This is a genomic window from Candidatus Tumulicola sp. (genome assembly GCA_035601835.1).
Classification (GTDB): Bacteria; Vulcanimicrobiota; Vulcanimicrobiia; order Eremiobacterales; family Eremiobacteraceae; genus DATNNM01.
Genome location: DATNNM010000011.1, coordinates 98489 through 117455, shown reverse-complemented (window position 1 = coordinate 117455; position 18967 = coordinate 98489). Strand labels below are relative to the sequence as shown.

At 64.3% G+C, this 18967-nt stretch carries 15 protein-coding genes; 8 read left to right on the top strand and 7 right to left on the bottom strand.

Annotation, left to right across the window (positions count from 1 at the left end):
* Positions 1 to 79 precede the first annotated feature (79 nt).
* Genes VN934_05305 through VN934_05285 form a run of 5 tightly spaced genes read right to left on the bottom strand, consistent with a single transcriptional unit; the run spans position 80 to position 8569 of the window.
* The gene (locus VN934_05305) at positions 80 to 3595 is read right to left on the bottom strand and encodes a TonB-dependent receptor (protein HXM18210.1); all 3516 of its coding nucleotides are present in this window, start codon (positions 3593 to 3595) and stop codon (positions 80 to 82) included.
* A gap of 59 nt (positions 3596 to 3654) precedes the next feature.
* Positions 3655 to 5007: a bifunctional UDP-N-acetylglucosamine diphosphorylase/glucosamine-1-phosphate N-acetyltransferase GlmU gene (gene glmU, locus VN934_05300; GenBank protein ID HXM18209.1), complete on the bottom strand. Its 1353-nt coding sequence runs from the start codon at positions 5005 to 5007 to the stop codon at positions 3655 to 3657.
* Positions 5004 to 6446, bottom strand: a complete 1443-nt coding sequence (gene gltX / locus VN934_05295; GenBank protein HXM18208.1) for a glutamate--tRNA ligase — start codon at positions 6444 to 6446, stop codon at positions 5004 to 5006. The genes glmU and gltX overlap by 4 nt, the downstream gene beginning before the upstream one ends.
* 17 nt (positions 6447 to 6463) lie before the next feature.
* Positions 6464 to 6874, bottom strand: a complete 411-nt coding sequence (locus VN934_05290; protein HXM18207.1) for a cobalamin B12-binding domain-containing protein — start codon at positions 6872 to 6874, stop codon at positions 6464 to 6466.
* Positions 6875 to 8569, bottom strand: a complete 1695-nt coding sequence (locus VN934_05285; GenBank protein ID HXM18206.1) for a methylmalonyl-CoA mutase family protein — start codon at positions 8567 to 8569, stop codon at positions 6875 to 6877.
* Positions 8570 to 8884: 315 nt separating this feature from the next.
* Here VN934_05285 and infC point away from each other — a divergent pair, with 315 nt between their 5' ends.
* The 7 genes from infC to VN934_05250 all read left to right on the top strand — a co-directional run bounded on the left by infC (position 8885) and on the right by VN934_05250 (position 15255).
* Entirely contained in the window at positions 8885 to 9490 is a 606-nt protein-coding gene (infC, locus tag VN934_05280) for a translation initiation factor IF-3 (protein ID HXM18205.1), read from the top strand.
* Positions 9483 to 9686, top strand: a complete 204-nt coding sequence (rpmI, locus tag VN934_05275) for a 50S ribosomal protein L35 (GenBank protein ID HXM18204.1) — start codon at positions 9483 to 9485, stop codon at positions 9684 to 9686. The genes infC and rpmI overlap by 8 nt, the downstream gene beginning before the upstream one ends.
* Positions 9687 to 9748: 62 nt before the next feature.
* Positions 9749 to 10120: a 50S ribosomal protein L20 gene (rplT, locus tag VN934_05270; protein ID HXM18203.1), complete on the top strand. Its 372-nt coding sequence runs from the start codon at positions 9749 to 9751 to the stop codon at positions 10118 to 10120.
* A 4-nt stretch (positions 10121 to 10124) separates the two neighbouring features.
* Complete coding sequence (locus VN934_05265) at positions 10125 to 10946, top strand: RNA methyltransferase (GenBank protein HXM18202.1); 822 nt, start codon at positions 10125 to 10127, stop codon at positions 10944 to 10946.
* A 287-nt stretch (positions 10947 to 11233) separates the two neighbouring features.
* A complete protein-coding gene (gene pheS, locus VN934_05260) occupies positions 11234 to 12256 on the top strand; it encodes a phenylalanine--tRNA ligase subunit alpha (GenBank protein HXM18201.1) in 1023 nt (340 codons plus the stop codon).
* Complete coding sequence (gene pheT, locus VN934_05255) at positions 12257 to 14728, top strand: phenylalanine--tRNA ligase subunit beta (GenBank protein HXM18200.1); 2472 nt, start codon at positions 12257 to 12259, stop codon at positions 14726 to 14728. It begins immediately after the preceding gene.
* A complete protein-coding gene (locus VN934_05250; GenBank protein HXM18199.1) occupies positions 14725 to 15255 on the top strand; it encodes a CvpA family protein in 531 nt (176 codons plus the stop codon). Before pheT ends, VN934_05250 begins: the two co-directional genes overlap by 4 nt.
* Positions 15256 to 15304: 49 nt before the next feature.
* Here VN934_05250 and VN934_05245 read toward each other — a convergent pair whose 3' ends face one another.
* On the bottom strand, positions 15305 to 16615 hold the full coding sequence (locus VN934_05245; GenBank protein HXM18198.1) for a hypothetical protein: 1311 nt from the start codon (positions 16613 to 16615) through the stop codon (positions 15305 to 15307).
* 35 nt (positions 16616 to 16650) lie between these two features.
* Positions 16651 to 17811 carry an alanine--glyoxylate aminotransferase family protein gene (locus VN934_05240; protein ID HXM18197.1) on the bottom strand — a complete coding sequence of 387 codons (1161 nt, stop codon included), beginning with the start codon at positions 17809 to 17811 and terminating at the stop codon, positions 16651 to 16653.
* Positions 17812 to 17918: 107 nt separating this feature from the next.
* Here VN934_05240 and selD point away from each other — a divergent pair, with 107 nt between their 5' ends.
* Positions 17919 to 18965 carry a selenide, water dikinase SelD gene (gene selD / locus VN934_05235; GenBank protein ID HXM18196.1) on the top strand — a complete coding sequence of 349 codons (1047 nt, stop codon included), beginning with the start codon at positions 17919 to 17921 and terminating at the stop codon, positions 18963 to 18965.
* Positions 18966 to 18967 lie beyond the last annotated feature (2 nt).

Sequence of the window (18967 nt, the reverse complement as noted above, 5' to 3'; positions counted from 1 at the left end):
GTTTCGCCTGGGCCGCCGGGGACCCTTGAGCCACCATATCACACTTTTCTGAGCTGCCGGAAAGTGCGGATGTCCCGGGCTAGATCTTGAAACGAGCCTCGAACGCGGCTTGGAACGGCAAGGTCGTGCCGACGAAGCCGGTGTTGTTGTTGTTCAGCCACATCGCATATGGGAAGCGCAGCGGCGCCGGCGCGCTCGCCGTCGGAGCGAAGTTGCCGACCGGCGGCAAAATGCTCGAGGGCAGCGTCGAGTAGACGCAGATGTTCGGGTAATCCCAAGCATAGCCGCGCTGATGGCAGGTATCGACGAGATTGGTCAGCGTCAACGTATAGCTAGCGCGGTCGGTCGCGCGCAGCGTGATCTGGGCGTTGACCGTGATGCGCGACGGTTCGTTGAAGTCCCCGAAGTTGTCAAACTTGCCGGTGTAGACGTCTGGGATGAGGATGTTGCCGCCAAAGCCGGATCGGTCGGCTGCGCTGCACGTCGCGTTGGTGCCGCTGACGCACGCGGATGGATCGTAGCCCGGCCATACCAACGGCGAGCCGTATTTCGCACCGGAGCTGTACGCGAGGCTGGGCGCGAAGCTCCACTTGTCGTGCTTGAAGTTGAGGATGAGCGAGGCGACGCTCGGCGTTTCGAAGCCATTGCCCCCCGCGAAGGGCGCCGGGATCAGGTCGTACGTCGAGTACCAGCCGTTGCGGTCGAACAGCGGCTGCGGCATCTGGCTGAAATACGGGTTGACCACGTCACCGGCACCGCACGCCCCGAGCGGGGCGTTGGTGGTCGCGCTGAAGCACGGCGCCGCATTGGCGCTCGCGATGCCGTTGCCGGTGCACTGCGGGCTCGTGGAAGCGGCGCAGGCCGACGTGAAACCGTTGTACTTCTGCAGATACGTATTGAGGTTGTCGATGACGTTGCGGCCGTTGGCGAAGTTCTGGTATTGGATGCGGCTGCGCGTGTACGTGTACGCGAGCTTGGCCGCAAAGCCGTTGCGGTCGAAATCGCCGGCGTTGAACGCGAACTCGACGCCGCTCGAGATCTGATGGCCGGCATTGAAACTCGCGAACAAGCCCGTCAGCGGGTTGACGATGAGCTGCTGCAACTGGTCTTGCGTGCTGCGATAGAACGGCGTGAGCTTGAACGATTTGAGCGTTCCGGGGAAGTGGTGCTCCCACGACAGATCGAAGTTCGTCGACCGGTCGGGCCGGACGTCATGCTCGGGCGTGCTGAAGCCGTATTGCAAAAAGTCGGCGCCGAGCAGCACCGGCAAGTTGGGTTCTACGGTGTTCCACGACGCCTCGCGCGTGCTCGCGGGCCGGGCATACAAGCCGGCTGAGAATCGCAGGACGTTGTCAGGATTGGCCTGCAGCGTCACGCCGAAGCGCGGCTGGACCACCGTGTGCGAGAAGCTGCCTCCGCCCGATGGATTCGTCAGGCTGACCGGCGCAGTGGCCGGCGGACACGGGTTGAGCACGCCTGCGGTGTAGCCGCGGTTGACCGGAGCCAGCAGGCCGGGGCCGAAACAGAACTCGCGATTGTACGCGGCAAACCAAAACGCGCGTGCACCGACCGTCAGATCGGGATACTGAACCGCGTAGCTCTCGCCGCGAACGCCGATGTTGAACGTGAGTCGATCGTTGGGTTTCCAGGCGTCGTTGACCGACAACGCGGTGAAGGTCGGCTTGACATCGTTGAGGTTCGCATGATACCCGGCGGCCGTGGTGAGCCACTGGGCGTTGGCGGCCAACGCGCTGCCAATCGCAGCGTAAGGCATCGGGCCCGCACCCAACCCTGGGAAGCGGCCGCGGTTCGCGGTGCTGAAGCAGGTGTTTTGCGCTCCTGTGCTGTCGTAGCAGTTGCCGCCTGAGTCCACGAGATTGGTGATGAACGAGGCTTGGCCCGAGGACGAGCTGCAGTCCGCGGAGCACGGCGGGAAGCCGCCGGTGTTGGAGTAACGCGTCGATCGGCCTCGCGAGTAATATGCCCCGAGCGTCAACAGGTTGTGATCGTTGAACTGGTTGGCGTATTGTGCGGCGCCGCCATACTGATGCATGATGTTCTCGTAGTCGCTGATCTCAGCGCCGAACGGCAAGAACGACGACAGCGGACCGTAGATGTACCAGCCCGAGTAGATGCCGAATCCGAAGATGCGGAAGTAAGCGTTGTTCGATATGTTATGCTGCCAGCCCAACTTGTAGATGTTGACGTCGTTGACGTTGCTGTCGCGGATCTCGAGCGGGAGCGACGTGCACTCCGGGTAGCACGAAGCCGACGCCGACGGAACGCCGTGCTGGCTGCTCGGGAACGCGTAGTAGGTCACGCCGGCGGCGCTGAACGGCGCGAACAGCTGGCCGGTGTACACAAAGCCGTCTTGCCAGGGGATCGGACTGCCGCCGTTCGTCGCGTACACAGCCGTCGGTCCGCCCAAGTCGTTGATCGAGCTGTTGTACGTGCCGCTCAGCAAGGCTCCCAGAACCAGCAACTGCAAATCGTCGGACTGGGAGCCGTTGCCGTGCCCGAGTCTCCAATGAAAGTTGGCGATCGTTTCGCGATCCTGCGTCTGCGCAAAGCCATACGATTGGCCGGGCGCGGCGCTCCATGTCGCTCCCCCGCTGCCATCCCAGATCCCCGAATTAGTGCCGCAGCAGTTCAGAGGATAGAAGTAACCTGCGGCACCCGCGCCATTGGTCTGGTTGATATAGCGGTAGCCGGTGCTGGTCGCCAGCGTCGCCACGTAATAGCTGAGCTTGTTGCTGGGCGTCGCTCCGCTGATCTCGATCGTGCCCTTGTTGTACAACGAGGGCCAACCGATGCCCAAGGTCACCGCGTTGGAACCCGGGTATGAACCGCGCTTGACGATCTGGTTCACGTAGCCCGAAATGCTCGAGGCATCGGACGTGGCAAGCGTGCCGCCCGTGTAGACCTGCAGCTCTTGTTGGCCGAGGTTGGACAGAAACGTCATGGGGGCGTTGTCATACGACCGGTTGACCGGAATGCCGTCGAACTCCCAACCGATCTGATCTTGGTCGCCGCCCCGGATGTAGGCCGTCTGATACCAGCCTTGCTGGGCCTGCGGCAAGTTGACGCCCGGCACCGAGACCATCGCGGCGTAGGCTTGGTTCAGGTTGCCCGGGCCGCCGAGCGGCGTCGCCGCCAGCGCTGCGGAGGAGTTGATGGAATAGACGTCGCTCGTCGTGCCGGGTTTGACGAGATCGCTGGTCGCGCGGACGACGACTGTTCCGATCGTGGTGAGCGCCTTGACCAGCGCGACCGAAATGCTTTGGGTTTGGTCGGCGAGCACCGTGACGCCGCTTTGCGTGGCCGTGGTGTAGCCCGGTTTCTCCACGCTGAGGACGTATGTGTCTGGCGCGAGCGAGACGAACACGTAGTTTCCGGTCGCGTTGGTCTGCGCGGTCCCCGACTGTGACGCGGAAACCGCGCTCACCTTCGCGTCCGCTATCGGCGCGCTGCTGGCGCTGTCGTAGATCCTGCCGCTGATCGAGCCGGTCGTGCCGGCGAGCGCCGGCCCAAACGCAAACGCGAGCAGGCCGCTCGCGAAAACCAATGCCGAAAGACTGCGACGGATGCCTTGCATTGAGGAGTCCCCCTGTCAGCTCGAGCGGCGATACGCTGGCGACGTATTCTTAAGACGTCTTAAGGGACCTTTTGGTCTTTTTTCGGCAGTGGTTTGGCCGGGTTGCCTGCGACCCGTTCGCCCGCGGGCACATCGCGGTTGACGACCGAGCCCGCGCCGGTCATCGCGCCCTCGCCGACCTCCACGGGCGCCACCAGCGAAGAATTCGATCCGATAAATGCACCGGACCCGATTTTGGTCTTGTGTTTGCGCCGGCCGTCGTAGTTGCAGGTGATCGTGCCGGCGCCGACGTTGACGCCTTCTCCCAGTTCCGCATCGCCGAGATACGTGAGATGGCCGGCTTTGGTGCCGCGCCCCATCTTCGTGTTCTTGAGTTCGACGAAATTGCCGATGTGCGCGCCCGCTTCCACCGCCGAGCCGCCGCGCAGGTGCGCGAAGGGTCCCACCGTCACACCGGCGCCGACCGTGCTCTCGCGAACGACGGAGTTGAGGACCTCGGCGCCATCGCCGATCTCGGAATTCACGATGGTCGTGCCCGGCCCCAGCACTGCGCCGCGCCCAACGCGCGTCGAACCGCGCAGGTACGTTTGCGGGAATATGGTGGTGTCGGGCTGGATGGCGACGTCGACATCGATATAGGTCGAGGCGGGGTCCACGATGGTGACGCCGGCGAGCATGTGCTCTCTAAGGATGCGCCCTTGCATCGCCTTGCGGGCAGCGGCTAGCTCGACGCGCGTGTTCACGCCCATGACGTCGAGCCTCGAGCCGCAAGCGATGGTGACGATCGTATCTCCGGCCGCGGCTGCCACGCCGATGCAGTCAGTCAGGTACAGTTCTCCCTGCACGTTGTTCGCCCGAAGCGACTTCAGATACGCGCGCAACCGTTTGGGTGCGAAGCAGTAGACGCCGGCGTTGACTTCATCGATGGCTCGGATTTCGGGAGAGGCGTCGGCGACCTCCACGATGCGCGCGACCTTCCCGCCCTGGCGCACGACGCGGCCGAAGTCAGAACGCGGCGAAACGCGGGCCGTGGCGAATGCGACGGCGGCGTCCTTTTTGTCGCGCGCTTGGATCACGGACCGTAGAAGGGCCGCCGGCAGCAGCGGCATGTCGGCGCTCACGATCAGCACCGGCGCTTCGCCTGTGACGGCTTTCATCGCGAGCTGCACCGCGTGACCGGTGCCGTTTTGCGGTTCTTGCACGACCGTGCGCACGCCCAACACTTCGACGGCTTCGGACAGCTCCGGACCCACGACAGCGATGATGTCGCGGGCACCCGCCGCTTGCGTGACAGCGAGCGCGTGCTCGAACATCGTCCGTCCGCACACGTCATGCAGCACCTTCGGCCGCGCGCTCTTCATGCGCGTTCCTTTGCCCGCAGCGAGGATCACGGCGATCGGGCGCGCGCTCACTGCTCTGCTCCCACCGCTTGGGCGCGACTCGCCAGGCGCGCGATGAGCGCCTCAACGCGCGCGAGGACGACGTCGCGGCCGAGGATGCGGCAGACGTCGAAGATGCCCGGACTTACCGGTTGACCGGTCACCGCCACGCGCAGCGGGTGGATGTAGACAGCGGCTTTGACGCCGTGCCGCTCGGCAAGCGAACGGATAGCATGCTCGACTGCGGCAGCGCTGAATTCCGGCGCATCCGCCAACGCTTCGCGCGCCTCGCGCAGTCGCTCGAGCGTTTCCGGCGCGGCGCAGTGCTTGGCCAGCGCCTCCGCGCTCGGTTCGATCGCCCCCGACGTGAAGAAATACGCGCCCTGTTCGATGATCTCGCCGATGGTCCGCGCGCGCTCTTGCAGCAACGCCGTCACCTGCTCGACGTGCGGCTTGTCGATCCGGTCCGGCGCCGGCGTGCGCGACTCCAGCATCCGCTGCACGCGCGCTGCGAGATCCGCAGGGGCCAGCGCCTTCATATACTCCTTGTTCATCCACGCCAGTTTGTCGCGATCGAAAATAGCGGGATGCTTGACCACGCCGTCAAGCGAGAACTCCGCGATCATCTCATGCCGCGTGAGGATCTCGCGATTGCCGCCTGGCGACCAGCCCAGCAGCGCCATGAAGTTCACGAGCGCCTCGGGGAGGTAGCCCGCCTCTTCGTATTCGTTGACGAACGTGGCGCCGTCGCGCTTGCTGAGTTTGCGGCGCTCCTCGTTCAGGATGATCGGGACGTGCGCGAACTGCGGCGGCGTCCAGCCGAAGGCTTCGTACATCAGGAGCTGCTTGGGCGTGTTGGCCAGGTGCTCGTCGCCGCGGATGACGTGGCTGATCTGCATGGCGTGATCGTCCACGACCGCCGCGAAGTTGTAGAGCGCGCCGCCGTCGTTCTTCACGATGACGAAATCGCCGATGCTTTCGGCCGGGAAGGTGACGTCGCCGCGGATCAGATCGCGGACGAGGACTTCGCGCTTTGGATCCACGCGCATGCGGAGCGCAGGCGACACGCCCGCGGATCGTTTGGCGGCGACTTCCGATGCGGTCAAGGCGGAACAGCGACACTCCGCCGCATTGGCATCGCAGAAACATTCGTAGGCGGCGCCTTTTGCCAACAATTCTCGCGCGGCAAGGCGGTGCTCGTCTGCGCGCTCGCGCTGACGATAGGGACCATACGGCCCGCCGACATCAGGGCCTTCGTCCCAATCGAGATTGAGCCAGCGAAGCGCGCGGAAGATCGCCTCGTAGAAGTCGTCGGAATAGCGCGCGGAGTCCGTGTCCTCTACGCGCAGCACGAACACGCCGCCGGTATGACGCGCCAGCAGCCAATTGAACAGAGCCGTGCGCGCGCCGCCGACGTGCAGATAACCGGTAGGACTGGGTGCGAAACGTACCCGGACGGGTTGCACCCCCACAGTGGATCGCTTTCCCGTTACGATGCGGCGACGCGCTTGCCGCATTCGCGGCGCACGAAGTCGACGATTTGCGCGATGGGCGTGCCTGGCGTGAACACCGCCGCAACGCCGGCATCCAAGAGCGGTTTGATGTCCTCGGCTGGAATCGTGCCGCCCCCGAAGAGCACGATGTCGTCAGCCTTGTTCTCTCTGAGCAGTTCCTTGATGCGCGGAAACAGCGTGAGATGCGCGCCGGAAAGAATCGACAGGCCGACGCCGTCAACGTCCTCCTGGATGGCCGCTTCGACGACCTGCTCCGGCGTCTGGTGCAATCCGGTGTAGATCACCTCAAAGCCGGCGTCGCGCAGCGCGCGAGCGATGACCTTCGCGCCGCGATCGTGCCCGTCGAGTCCGGCTTTGGCGACGAGAATGCGGATCGGTCGCGCCATTTAGATGAACGCCGGCTCCCGGTAACGGCCGAAGACGGGCTCGAGCGCCGCAGAGATCTCGCCGAGCGTGGCTTTGCTCTTGACGCAGTGCAGATAATGGGGCATGAGGTTCTCATCCGTCTCGGCTGCGCGCTTGAACGCTGCGAGCGCCGACTCGACCTTCGATCCGTCGCGCGCTGCACGGTACGCCTTGACGCGTTCGCATTGCTCGACTTCTATGGCGCGATCGATCTTCAAAAGCGAGATCGGGTACTCTTCCTCGGTCACGAACTCGTTCACGCCGACCACGATGCGCTCGCCGTTCTCGACCTCGCGCTGGTAGCGGTACGATGCGTCGGCGATCTCGCGCTGGAAGAAGCCGTTGTGTATGGCCGGGATGACGCCGCCTTGCGCGTCGATGCGGCGGAAATAATCCTCCGCAGCCGCCTCAATCTCGTTCGTCAGGCGTTCGACGAAATACGACCCGCCGAGCGGATCGATGACGTTGCCGGCGCCCGTTTCGTAGGCGATGACCTGCTGCGTGCGCAGCGCGAGCTGCACGTTCTTCTCCGTGGGCAACGCGAGCACTTCATCCAACGAATTCGTGTGCAGCGATTGCGTCCCGCCGAGCACCGCGGCAAGCGCTTGGAAAGCCGTGCGCATGATATTGTTCTCGGGCTGCTGCGCGGTGGCTGAGCAACCCGCCGTCTGCGTGTGAAAACGCATCATCCACGAACGCGGGTTCTTGGCGCCGAATCGCTCGCGCATGTGGCGCGCCCAAATGCGGCGCGCGGCGCGGAACTTGGCGATCTCTTCGAAGAAGTCGGAATGGGAGTTGAAGAAAAAGGAAAGGCGCGGGGCAAAGTCGTCGATGTCGAGACCGGCTTTGATGCCCGCCTCGACGTACGCGAAGCCGTCGGCGAGCGTGAAGGCGAGCTCCTGCGCGGCGGTCGAGCCCGCTTCGCGGATGTGATAGCCGGAGATCGAAATCGTGTTCCATTTCGGCACGTTCTTGGCGCAGTAGCCGATCATGTCGGTGATGATGCGCATCGAGGGCTCGGGCGGATAGATCCACTCCTTCTGCGCGATGTATTCCTTGAGCATATCGGCTTGCATGGTGCCGCCGAGTTTCTCTTGCGGCACGCCTTGGGCTTCCGCGGTCGCGATGTACATGGCCAGCGCCACCGGCGCGGTGCAGTTGATCGTCATCGAGGTCGTGATCTTGCCGAGGTCGATGCCCTCGAAGAGGTCTTGCATGTCTTGCAGCGTCGCGATGGCCACGCCGCACTTGCCCACTTCGCCGAGCGCCCGCGGATGATCGGAATCGTAGCCCATGAGCGCGGGCATGTCGAACGCGACCGAAAGTCCGGTCTGCCCTTGTGCGAGCAAGAACTTGTAGCGTTCGTTGGTCTGCTTGGCGGTGCCGAACCCGGCGAATTGGCGCATCGTCCACAAGCGCCCGCGATACATCGTTGAATGGATGCCGCGGGTGTAGGGATACTGCGCCGGGTATGACAGATCGCGCTCGTAGTCGATGCCCGCGAGGTCTTCGGGCAGATACATGGGCTTGAGCGGATGGTCGGAGATAGTCCGGTCGGTGGCGCCCGGCAGTTTGGCGGCGTTATCGAACTCGGCTTGCCAGCCCGCCTTGCCCACGGCGGCCTTCGCCGGCCCGTTCTTAGCCCTCTTGCCCTCGCCGTTGATCAGTTTAGCCACAGTCAGTCCTCTCTGACTTATCGTTTCGCCCTGCGGGCTTGGCACGCCTTCGGTCGGGTTTCGGGCGCGACAAGGATAGACCGTCCTTGACCGCGCGAAGGAACGCCTGATATAATCCGGGGGCACTAGCGACTACCCTTCGCACCGAACGGCGCCATGCGGCTGCCAGTCCGGTCGCAAGACGAAGGCTCTAAAAGACCGACCGAATCCGTTCGCAATTTGTCTTTGAGGGTAGCCCTGCATCAGCGGGCTTTTTTTGTTGGCGTCGCCCGCACGTCATGAGGAGGCCGGACACGACTACCGCGATTTCGTACCATTAGCAAAGCGCTACGCGTCAATGAGCAGATCCGCATTCCCCAAGTCCGCGTGATCGCGGACGACGGCACCCAACTCGGAATCATGGCGACCTTCGAAGCGCTGCGGCTCGCCCGCGAGCGCGGGGTCGACCTGATCGAAGTCTCGCCGACGGCCTCACCACCCGTTTGCAGGCTCGACGACTACGGCAGACTCCGGTACGAGCAGGACAAAAAAGATCGCGAGACGCGCAGGAAAGCGCACAAGATGGAACTGCGGGAAGTCAAGCTCCGTCCGAAGATCGAGGAGCACGACTACGCGACCAAATTCCACACCTGCGAGCGCTTGCTCCACGACGGCGACAAAGTGAAAGTGACGATCATGTTCCGAGGTCGAGAGATCTCGTACGCGCAGCAAGGACGTAAATTGCTGGATCAGATGGCGCAAGATACCGCGCCGATCGCGATCGTGGAGCGCGAACCGCGGCTGGAAGGCCGCAACATGTTCATGATCTTGTCGCCGAAACCCGAGGTGGTCGCGGCTCACGGCGCGGCCAAAGCGGCGAACATCGCTGCAGAAGCGGCGAAACACCATGCAACGAAGCCGATCGAGGTCAAAAATGCCTAAACTGAAAACGCATCGAGGAACCGCCAAGCGCGTGAAGGTCACGGGCACGGGTAAGTTCATGCGCGAGCGCCAGTTCTCCGGATGCAGCCACATCCTCACGAAGAAGTCGCCCAAGCGCATCCGCAAGTTCCGCAAACAGGTGGTGGCCGACAAGACCGACGTGCGCAAGCTGCGACTGAAACTTCCGTACGCGTAGGATTCCGGGGCTAAAGCCCCGGCACTACAAGATTATGTTGTCGTAGGTAAGGAAACAAAATTATGGGACGCGTGAAACGCGGTATGATGTCGCTCAACAAGCGACGCAAAGTGTTGAAAGCCGTCAAAGGCTTTCGGGGCGCCCGCGGCCGGAACTACAAGGCAGCCAACGAAGCGCTGCTGCATTCGCTCACGTACGCGTTTCGGGATCGCCGGCGACGCAAGCGCGATTTCCGTTCGCTGTGGATCGCGCGCATCAACGCCGCAGCGCGCCAAGAGGGGATCACCTACAGCCGCCTGATGAGCGCGCTGAAGAAAGAGGGTCTGTCCATCAATCGCAAAGTGCTGGCCGAACTCGCGCTCAACGACCAGCCGGCGTTTGCGCGTTTGCTGGAGGTCGCCAAGAAACACGCGCCGGCGCCGGTCGGGGCGTAAAACCGTGGCGAACGGATCGGTGGGTTTTCACAGCCCGCAGATCCGAGCTGCCCGACTGCTGCATCAAAAGAAGCACCGCACGCTAAAGCGGTGCTTTCTGATTGAAGGGCCGACGCTGATCGAGGCCGCCCTCGAGGCGGGTGCGCATCTCGAAGCGGTCTTCGTCGTGCCGGAGCGCCACCCAGCCGTCGATGCTGCAGCCTCCCGAGCGCGCGAGACAGGTGTGCCGGTGCACCCGGTCGAGCCGCGCAGCATCGACGCGTTAGCGCAGACGAAGACGCCGCAGGGCATCGTGGCCGTGGCGCGCTTCTTCGATCGGCCGCTGTCGGCGCTCGCCGAGCTGCTGCCCGAGAAGGGACCGGTGCTCGTGTTAGCGCTCCACGACCTCGACGACCCCGGCAACGCCGGCACGATGGTGCGCAGCGCGGAAGCCTTTGGTGCAGCGGCGGCGTGTTTCGGGCCGCACTCGGTCGAACCGTATAACGATAAGGTGGTCCGCGCCGCCATGGGGTCACTCTTCCGCCTCCCGATATTCCGGTACGAGCGCTGGGAAGAGATGCTGAGGGCGTCGGCCCAGAGCGGGCTTTGCCTCGTGGCAGCCCAAGCCGGTGCCCCGGACGTGCGTTCAATAACCCCAGGACCGCGCATCGCGCTGGTGGTCGGCAACGAACGAAGGGGACTTGAAGGCATACCTCCGGACGACATCGCCCAGCGGGTCGGCATACCGCAGTCGCCCCAGGTCGAATCCCTCAACGCAGCGATCGCGGGGTCGATTTTGCTCTATGAATTGGCTCGTTCGAGCGGCCTTCTGAAGGCCAAAAAATGAGAACAAATAACGACGAAAAGTCAAGCCCCCTCCCCGCCTTGTTCTCATCACACCCGTGTGCTATACTCAGGTTCGAACTAACGGAGTAATACAAGGAGGTCAGGCATCCCAGATGCTTTCTCCCGCGTTATTTTGGAAGCTTTTCATGGCGACCGGCTCCGTAAAAGCCTACATCGTGTACAGACTGATGGCGCCATCAGGATCAGCGAACTAGATAGCTCAAGGTAGGTTTTGAGTAGCCCGGGTGGCCGCAAGCGTTTGCGGCCATCTTGCATTTAGGAGCGGCGTTGAGCGACCAACTCCAGCAGCTCGAAAACGAGGTCATCGCGCGCGCGGCGGCCGTGACAAGCCTGGACGATCTCGAGGCGTTGCGCACCGAGGTGTTAGGCCGCAAGGGCGGCAGGCTCTCGCTGGTCATGGCGGGCCTGGCCAAGATGCCGCCCGCCGAGCGCGCGGCCTTCGGGCGTCTTGCAAACGATGCCAAGTCGCGCATCGAGAGCGCGCTCGCCGACGCGCGCTCTCGTCTCGAGAACGCGGCGGTCGAGGGAAGCTTAGCTCGCACCTACGATGTGACCCTCACCGCGGGCCCGCCGCGCACCGGCAGCGTGCACATCTTGCGCCGGACCCTAGACGACGTCGTCGCGTTTTTTCGCTCGCGCGGCTTTGCGATCGTCACCGGGCCCGAGGTCGAGACCGAATACTACAATTTCGAAGCGTTGAACATCCCCGCCGACCACCCGGCGCGCGAGGGCCTCGACACATTCTATCTCGACCCCGGCACGCTGCTGCGGGCACACACGTCACCGGTGCAGATGCGCACGATGGAGGCGTACCCGCCGCCGATAGCGATCCTCGCTCCCGGCAAGTGCTATCGGCGGGATTCGCTCGACGCGCGCCACTCGTTTCAGTTCCATCAGATCGAGGGGCTCCAGGTCGATCGCGGCATCACGTTCGGCCACCTCAAAGGCTTCGTCAGCGATTTGTGCCGGCATCTCTACGGCGAGAATCGGCGCACGCGCTTTCGGCCGTCATATTTCCCGTTCACCGAGCCCTCCGCGGAGGTCGATGTCTCGTGCGGAGTGTGCGACGGAAACGGCTGTCGCACGTGCGGCGGGTCGGGTTGGCTCGAGATGGGCGGCAGCGGCATGGTGCACCCCAACGTGCTGCGCATGGCGAAATACGATCCCGAGATCTTCACCGGCTGGGCCTTCGGCCTCGGCGTCGAACGCATCGCTATGGTGCGGCATGGCATCGACGACATCCGTCTGTTCGTGGAAAATGACCCCGCCTTCTTGGAGCAGTTCGCGTAGGTGCGCGCGCCGATCTCGTGGCTGAAAGATTTCGTCGCCGCTGACGTGCCGGCGCAGACCATCGCCGAGGTGCTCACGGCGCGGGGACTGACCGTCGATGATATCGTCCCCCAACCCACCCCGCAGCACATCGTCGTGGGCCGCATCGAGAAACTCGAGCGGCATCCGAACGCCGACCGCTTGCTCGTGGGAAGCGTCGACGTCGGGCGCGAGAAATTGCAGATCGTCACCGGCGCCGCGAACGTCGCAGCCGGGAATAAGGTGCCGATCGCGCTGGTCGGCGCTTCCGTCTTCGAGCACGGCTCGAGCGACGCCGCGGCCGGGCACGGGCGCATAAAAACGATCCTCAAAAGCGCCCTGCGCGGCGTCGAGTCCAACGGCATGATGTGCTCGGCGACGGAGCTGGCTTTGCCCGGCGAATTCGACGACGGCATCTTGATCATGGAGGACAGCGCTCCGGTCGGCGAAGATTTTTGGCGCGTGGCGCGATTCGGCGATGCGCTGCTGGACGTCGACGTGCCCGCAAATCGGCCTGACTGCCTGTCGATCATAGGGCTGGCGCGCGAGCTGGCCGCAGGGCTCAAAGTCGCATGGCGCGAGCCGGATTACCCGCCAGGCATAGGCGAGGCGCCATCTCCGCTCGGCGTCGAGATCGCGGATCCGAGCGTGTGCCGGCGTTTGCTCGGCCAGACGTTCACCGGTCTTCGCGGCGGGCGGTCGCCGATGTGGATGACGCTGCGCCTTCACGCTGCCGGCGTGCGTTCGCTGAACTACCTCGTCGACGTCTCCAATTTCGTGCAGATCGAGACCGCTCAACCGCTGCATTTCTACGACGCGAAGCTCGTGCGCGGCAAGGGCATCGTCGCGCGCGCGGCGCGTGCCGGCGAGAAGGTCGTCACATTGGACGGCGTCGAGCGCGAGCTGCTCGAAGGCACGCCCGTCATCGCCGACGGCGAGGGCGTCGTCGGGGTCGCCGGCATTTTCGGCGGTGTGCGCTCGGCCGTGACCGAGAAGACCACCGATCTGTTCCTCGAATCGCCGAATTTCGTCGGCGCTCGCATCCGCAGGGCGTCGCTGGCGCTCGGCTTGCGCACCGAGGGCGCAGCGCGGCATGAAAAAAATCTGCCGCTCGAGCTGCCGGAATTGGGGCGCCGCGCTGCCGCGCGCCTGCTGATGCAAGCCGGCGGACGGCCTTCCGCCGTCGTGGATGTCGGCGAAAAACCGGGCGCGCCCCGCACGATCAGCGCCCGGCCCGCGCGCGTCAACGCCCTGCTCGGAAGCGACTACACCGCGCAGCAGATGAGCGCGGCCATCGCGCCCATCGGATTGCGGAGCTCGGGTGGTGCTTCGCTGAAAGTGGAAATCCCCTGGTGGCGCATCGACCTCGCCGACGAGACCGACGTCGTCGAAGAGGTCGCGCGCGCGCTCGGCTATGACGGCATCAAGGAGCGCCCCTCCGTCGCCTCTCCGCAGACGATCGACGAGAGCCTCTTCGATCAGGAGAGCGCGTTGGCGCAGACGCTTGCCACGCTCGGCTATCACGAAGTCGTCACGCTGGCGCTGCAGGGGACTCGCGTCATCGCCGATTGGGAACGCTCGGGTTTGCCGTTCTGGCCCAAGCTGGTCGGCATCACCAATCCGCTTTCAGACGAGCAGCGCTTTGTGAGGCCCAGCCTTTTGCCCGGGGTGTTGACGATCGCGGCGCGCTGGTGGAAAAAGACGCCTGCACCGTTGCGCCTCTTCGAAACCGGCCACATCTTCCGCCCGCTCGATTCAGAAAAAGCCAAATGTAGTGCCGGGGCTTTAGCCCCGGGTACGGCCCCGGACGGCGCCTATTCGGAAAACGGCGTGTTTGAATGGCCCTCGCTGTGCGGCGTGGCAGCCTTCGCGGAGCTCGAGGCGGATGCTGCGATCGACCGGCACCTGCTCGCGGTCAAGGGCGAAGTCGAATCGGTCATCACAACGCTCGCGGGGACGCCCGGCGAGACAACGCAGCATCCGCGCTTCTATTTCCATCCCGGCGCTGCCGGCAACGTCACGCTCGAGGGGAAGGTCGTCGCCAAATTCGGGCGGCTTCACCCGCGCCTGGCGCGTGCCTACGAACTGCCCGAGGCATCGTACGCGTTCGTGCTCTACCTCGAGAACCTGCCGAAGACGCGACCGGTGCTGCCGCTCAAAGCGCTTCCGCGTTTTCCGGGGACCAAACGCGACCTTGCGGTGGTGGTCGCGGAAAACGTGAGCGCGGCCGACCTCATGCAAGCCGCGCGCGGCGCGGGCGTCGCGACGTTCGAGAGCGTCAGTTCTTTTGATGAGTACCGCGGCCCGCAGATCGGCGCCGGCAAGAAGAGCGTGGCCCTGACCGTGAGCTTGCGCAAGGCGGATGGAACCATCACCGATGCCGAGGCAGACGCAGGTCTCCGCGTCATCATCGAAGCGCTTCGCGAGAAGTTCGGAGCCCATTTGCGCGAGTGAGTTGGCCGGATGTCTTCGTCGCGCTCACGCTCGCCGTCACGTTTTGGGGCGGGTTCCGCTCGGGATTCGTCCGCGAGGCGAGCGTCTTGGCCGCGATCGCCCTTGGGTGGCTCGTGGCGGGAGCGCTTTCGGGCGTCGTGGCGGCGGTGTTCCCGTTTTGGCGAAGCCTGTCGGACGCCGCCATGCACCTCATCGCGTTTTGGCTGATCTTCTTGATCGTCTTCGCGGCCGTGCGCGCGCTGGGCTACATGCTCGAGCGCATCCCGCTTCCGCCCATCCTCGTGTTCTTCAGCCGTATCGGCGGAGGACTCGTCGGCTGCGCCAAGGCCCTGTTCGTGCTGTGGCTGATCCTCTTCATCGCGCTCTTCTTTCCTATAGATAAGGATGTGCACGCCGCGCTGCGAGCTTCGCCCAGCGCGAGAGCGATCGACAGCCTGAACCAGCCGGCGAACGCCTTCATCGAGCAGTCCACCCCGTCGCTCGTCCGTCCGATCGCGACCTTCGTGCTGAAGCACCACCGGATATAAAAAAAAGACCGGGGCTACAAGCCCCGGCCCTACATAACCCGTGCTACGATTAGTGTATGGGGATCCGCGGCCCGGCCGGGACTGAGAGCGGATGCCGAGCTACGGAGAACGTGGGGCTATACGTGATGGTGGTCAGCGGCGTCGAGTCGGTGGCTAGGATCTGGCTTGTGAACGTGATATTCACGGTCGTTCCCGACACGAACCCGATCGGTGGCCGAAACGTCAGAATACTTCCGCCGGCATCGAAGAGCTGGCTGTTACCGCTGAACTGAGCCATCGTCTGCGTCGGGCCTTGCTGGACACCGCTCACAAACGTCGTCACGAAAATCGTGCTCAAGTTGCCGAAATTGAACGTCGCCGCGCCTTGCACGGGCTTGGTGAACGTGCACGTGAAGTTCGGCGGATTGCTGGTGTCGTGCACGCACCCTACGGCGAATGAGCCCGCGGTCGAGGTCGGCGCGGGCGAGCAGCCGACGCCGCACGCTATCGTCGGCGCCTTGCTGTGATTGGATAGACCGAGAATCGCGGCCGCCGCCCCGAGGATCACGCCTACGACCGTGAACCCGCCGTTGCCGCCGCCGCTGCCAGGGACCGGTCCGGCCGCCGCACCGGCGGCATCCTGAGACACCGGGTCTTGGCTGATCAGCCTGTCGCCGATCGCCGGCTTGTAGCCGCCGCTCGTGTTGGAGATCACAACGATCGCGTCTTGATCGCTGATCTTTGAGATCTCGGCTTCTGCAGTTTTTTGGCCGTTGCGAACGACGTTGAAGCGTTGTCCGAGATGGAATCCCTCGATCAGCCCGAGATCGGCGTGCAAGCCGCCTTCCATAGACCAAATCGTGCCGACGCCGCTGCGCGGCGCCTCAAGGGTCGCGACGTCGGATGAGAACTTCGAAACCAACGAGCGGTAGTCGTTGGGGGTGAAGCTTTGCGTGAAGAACTGCGAGCGCATGGCCTGCACCGGGTGTACGCGATACAGCTGCAATCGGTACGAGATCTGACCGCTTTGATATTTGACGAGGTCGCCGATGATGACTTGGCCGGCTTGCGCGCCGGATGCGGCGCCGAGCGCGGAAAGCATGATGTCGCCGGTGAGCGCAGGCTTGACGGCCAGCGGACCGCCGCCGCGCATCTCGAAGCGGCCGCTTGAGGCCGCGCCGTCGTACAGCGCTTGGCTGAGGTTGTGTAGCACGTCCGCCGGCGCGTTCGCCGAATTCTCCAGCGTTGATACCGCCAGCGCTTGCGACGAGTCGCCGCGCGCGGGCATCGATTGCGGAAGCGCCACCATGCCAACGCAGGCAAGGGCGACGACTATGGCGAGACAGCGCGAAAGCGTCGAAAGACGAACGAATCGATTCACTGCGATTGAACCCCCAAGTTTTTCGTCCGAGGCGCCTACGCTCGCGCGGCAGCGCTTTCGATCAGGACCTCGGTTGCCGCGTTGATCCCGGCACCCGGCGAAACCCGGAGACCGAAGTCGCGCAAGACCATTTCGAGCGCGCCCAGCGCGGCGATGATGTCTCTTGGCCCGATGGCGCCCATGTTGCCAATGCGGATGACCTTGCCTTCCAGCTTGATCTGCCCGCCGCCGACGACCACTCCATACCGCTCGCGCAGCGCCTGCTGCAAAGCCTTGTGGTCGATGCCGGGTCCCGCGCTCACCGCCGTCACCGTATTCGAATAGGATCCGGGACGAGCGAAGAGCGAGAGTCCGAGCGCCGTGCAACCCGCTCGAATCGCCTGAGCGAAGAGAGCGTGGCGGGCAAAGGCGGCGTGCCGCCCTTCCTTGGTATAGTTATCGGACGCACGTTCGAGAGCCAATAGGACGTTGAAGGGGGGTGTCCAGGAGGTCTGCCCCTTGGCCAGGGCGGCCCGAGCATGCCTCAAATCGAAGTAAAAATGCGGCATGGCGGCGGTTTCGGCGGCATGCCAACCGCGCTCCGAAAGCGCGATCATCGCCGCTCCGGGGAGGCCGCCGAGAGCTTTTTGCGAGGCCGCGACCAGCGCGTCGATATGCCATTCGTCCATGCGCACGTCCAGCGCCCCGACGCTGCTCACCGCGTCCACGACGAGCAGGGCAGGATGATCGCCGCGCGCGCGCGCCAGCGCCTCGAGATCGCACGCCGCGCCGGTCGATGTCTCGTTATGCGTGACGAGAACGCCTTTGATCCGGCCTTCTCGGTCTCGCGAAAGCCGCTCGCGCAGCCGCTCGGGGTCGACGCCCGCGCCCCACTCCGTGTCGATCACCTCGACGTTCGCGCCGAAGGTCCGTGCGATCTTCAGCGCGCGGTCGCCGAACGCGCCCATCGGCATCGCCAGGATCGAGTCGCCGGGAGAAAAGAGGTTGACGATCGCCGCCTCGAGCCCGCCCGTGCCCGAGGAGCCGAGCAACAGCACCGGTTGCTTGGTCTGGAAGACGTCTTGGAGCTGCTCGTTGAGCTTGGCGTACAGTTTCGCGGCCGACGGGCCGCGATGGTTTTGCATCGGACGGGCGGCCGCCGCCATGACGTCGGGTGCGACAGTGACCGGACCGGGTATGAGCAGCAGTTCCTCCATCGTCGCTCCATTCGCCGCATTTTCGCGCGGTCCTTATACGAAGGGCGCGCTCAGCAACAGACTGAACTCGAAAGGTTGCGAGGCAGCGGAAGGAGGTGATGGTAAGGATGACGCGGAGCGACATCACGCGCTTGACGCACATGGTCTCCTGCGCCGGTTGAGCGTCCAAGGTTGACGCGAGCGTGCTCGCGCAAGTCCTGGGCGGACTCCCCCGCATAACCGATCCGAACGTGCTGGTCGGCAACGCATCGGCTGACGATGCCGGCGTGTATCGCTTGAGCTCCGACATCGCGCTTGTCTTGAGCGTTGACTTCTTCACGCCGATCGTGGACGATCCACGCACGTTCGGGCGCATCGCCGCAGCGAATTCGCTCTCCGACATCTACGCCATGGGCGCGCGCCCCGTGAGCGCGCTGGCCATCGCCGCGTTTCCTGAGGAAGGCCTGCCGCTGTCGGTCTTATCCGATATACTGGCCGGCGGGGTGGAGAAGGCGCGCGAGGCCGGCATCGACGTCATCGGCGGACACACGGTCAAAGATCCGGAGCCGAAATACGGATTGTCCGTGACGGGCATCGTGCATCCGGACCGCATCATCCGCAACTCGACGGCGCGGGCCGGCGATCTCCTCATCCTGACTAAGCCGCTGGGCACCGGGATCTTGACGACCGCGCGACGTCGCGATCTGATCGCCGACGAGGATCTCGCCGCTGCGGTGGCTTCGATGGAGACGCTCAATAGCGCCGCGTCGGAAGCGATGGCGCGGGGCCGCGTCCACGCGGCGACCGATATCAGCGGGTTCGGGCTCATCGGGCACTTGACTGAAATGACGCATGCCGGCAATGTCGGGGCGAAGATCGACGCTGCGGCCGTACCGCTTTTCGACGACGTCATCCAACTCGCGGCACGTGGCTGCGCTCCCGGCGGCACCGTAACGAACTTGGATCAGGCGCTTGCAGCAGGCGTTTTGTTCGCGGACAGCGTCTCGCCCGAGTTGAGCCTCGCGCTTTGCGATGCCCAAACGTCCGGCGGTCTCCTCATCTCGCTCGCCGAGGATTCGGCGGACCGTCTCTTGGAAGACCTTGCCAAACGCGGCGTTGCGGCTGCCGCCGTGATCGGCAGCATCACGCAACGATCCGGAATCGCGATTCGCTGAAA

Excerpts from the sequence above, each read along its gene's own strand:
- VN934_05305 (HXM18210.1), bottom strand. The coding sequence starts at position 3,595 with ATGCAAGGCATCCGTCGCAGTCTTTCGGCATTGGTTTTCGCGAGCGGC.
- VN934_05240 (HXM18197.1), bottom strand. The coding sequence starts at position 17,811 with ATGGAGGAACTGCTGCTCATACCCGGTCCGGTCACTGTCGCACCCGAC.
- rplT (HXM18203.1), top strand. The coding sequence starts at position 9,749 with ATGGGACGCGTGAAACGCGGTATGATGTCGCTCAACAAGCGACGCAAA.
- VN934_05290 (HXM18207.1), bottom strand. The coding sequence starts at position 6,874 with ATGGCGCGACCGATCCGCATTCTCGTCGCCAAAGCCGGACTCGACGGG.
- rpmI (HXM18204.1), top strand. The coding sequence starts at position 9,483 with ATGCCTAAACTGAAAACGCATCGAGGAACCGCCAAGCGCGTGAAGGTC.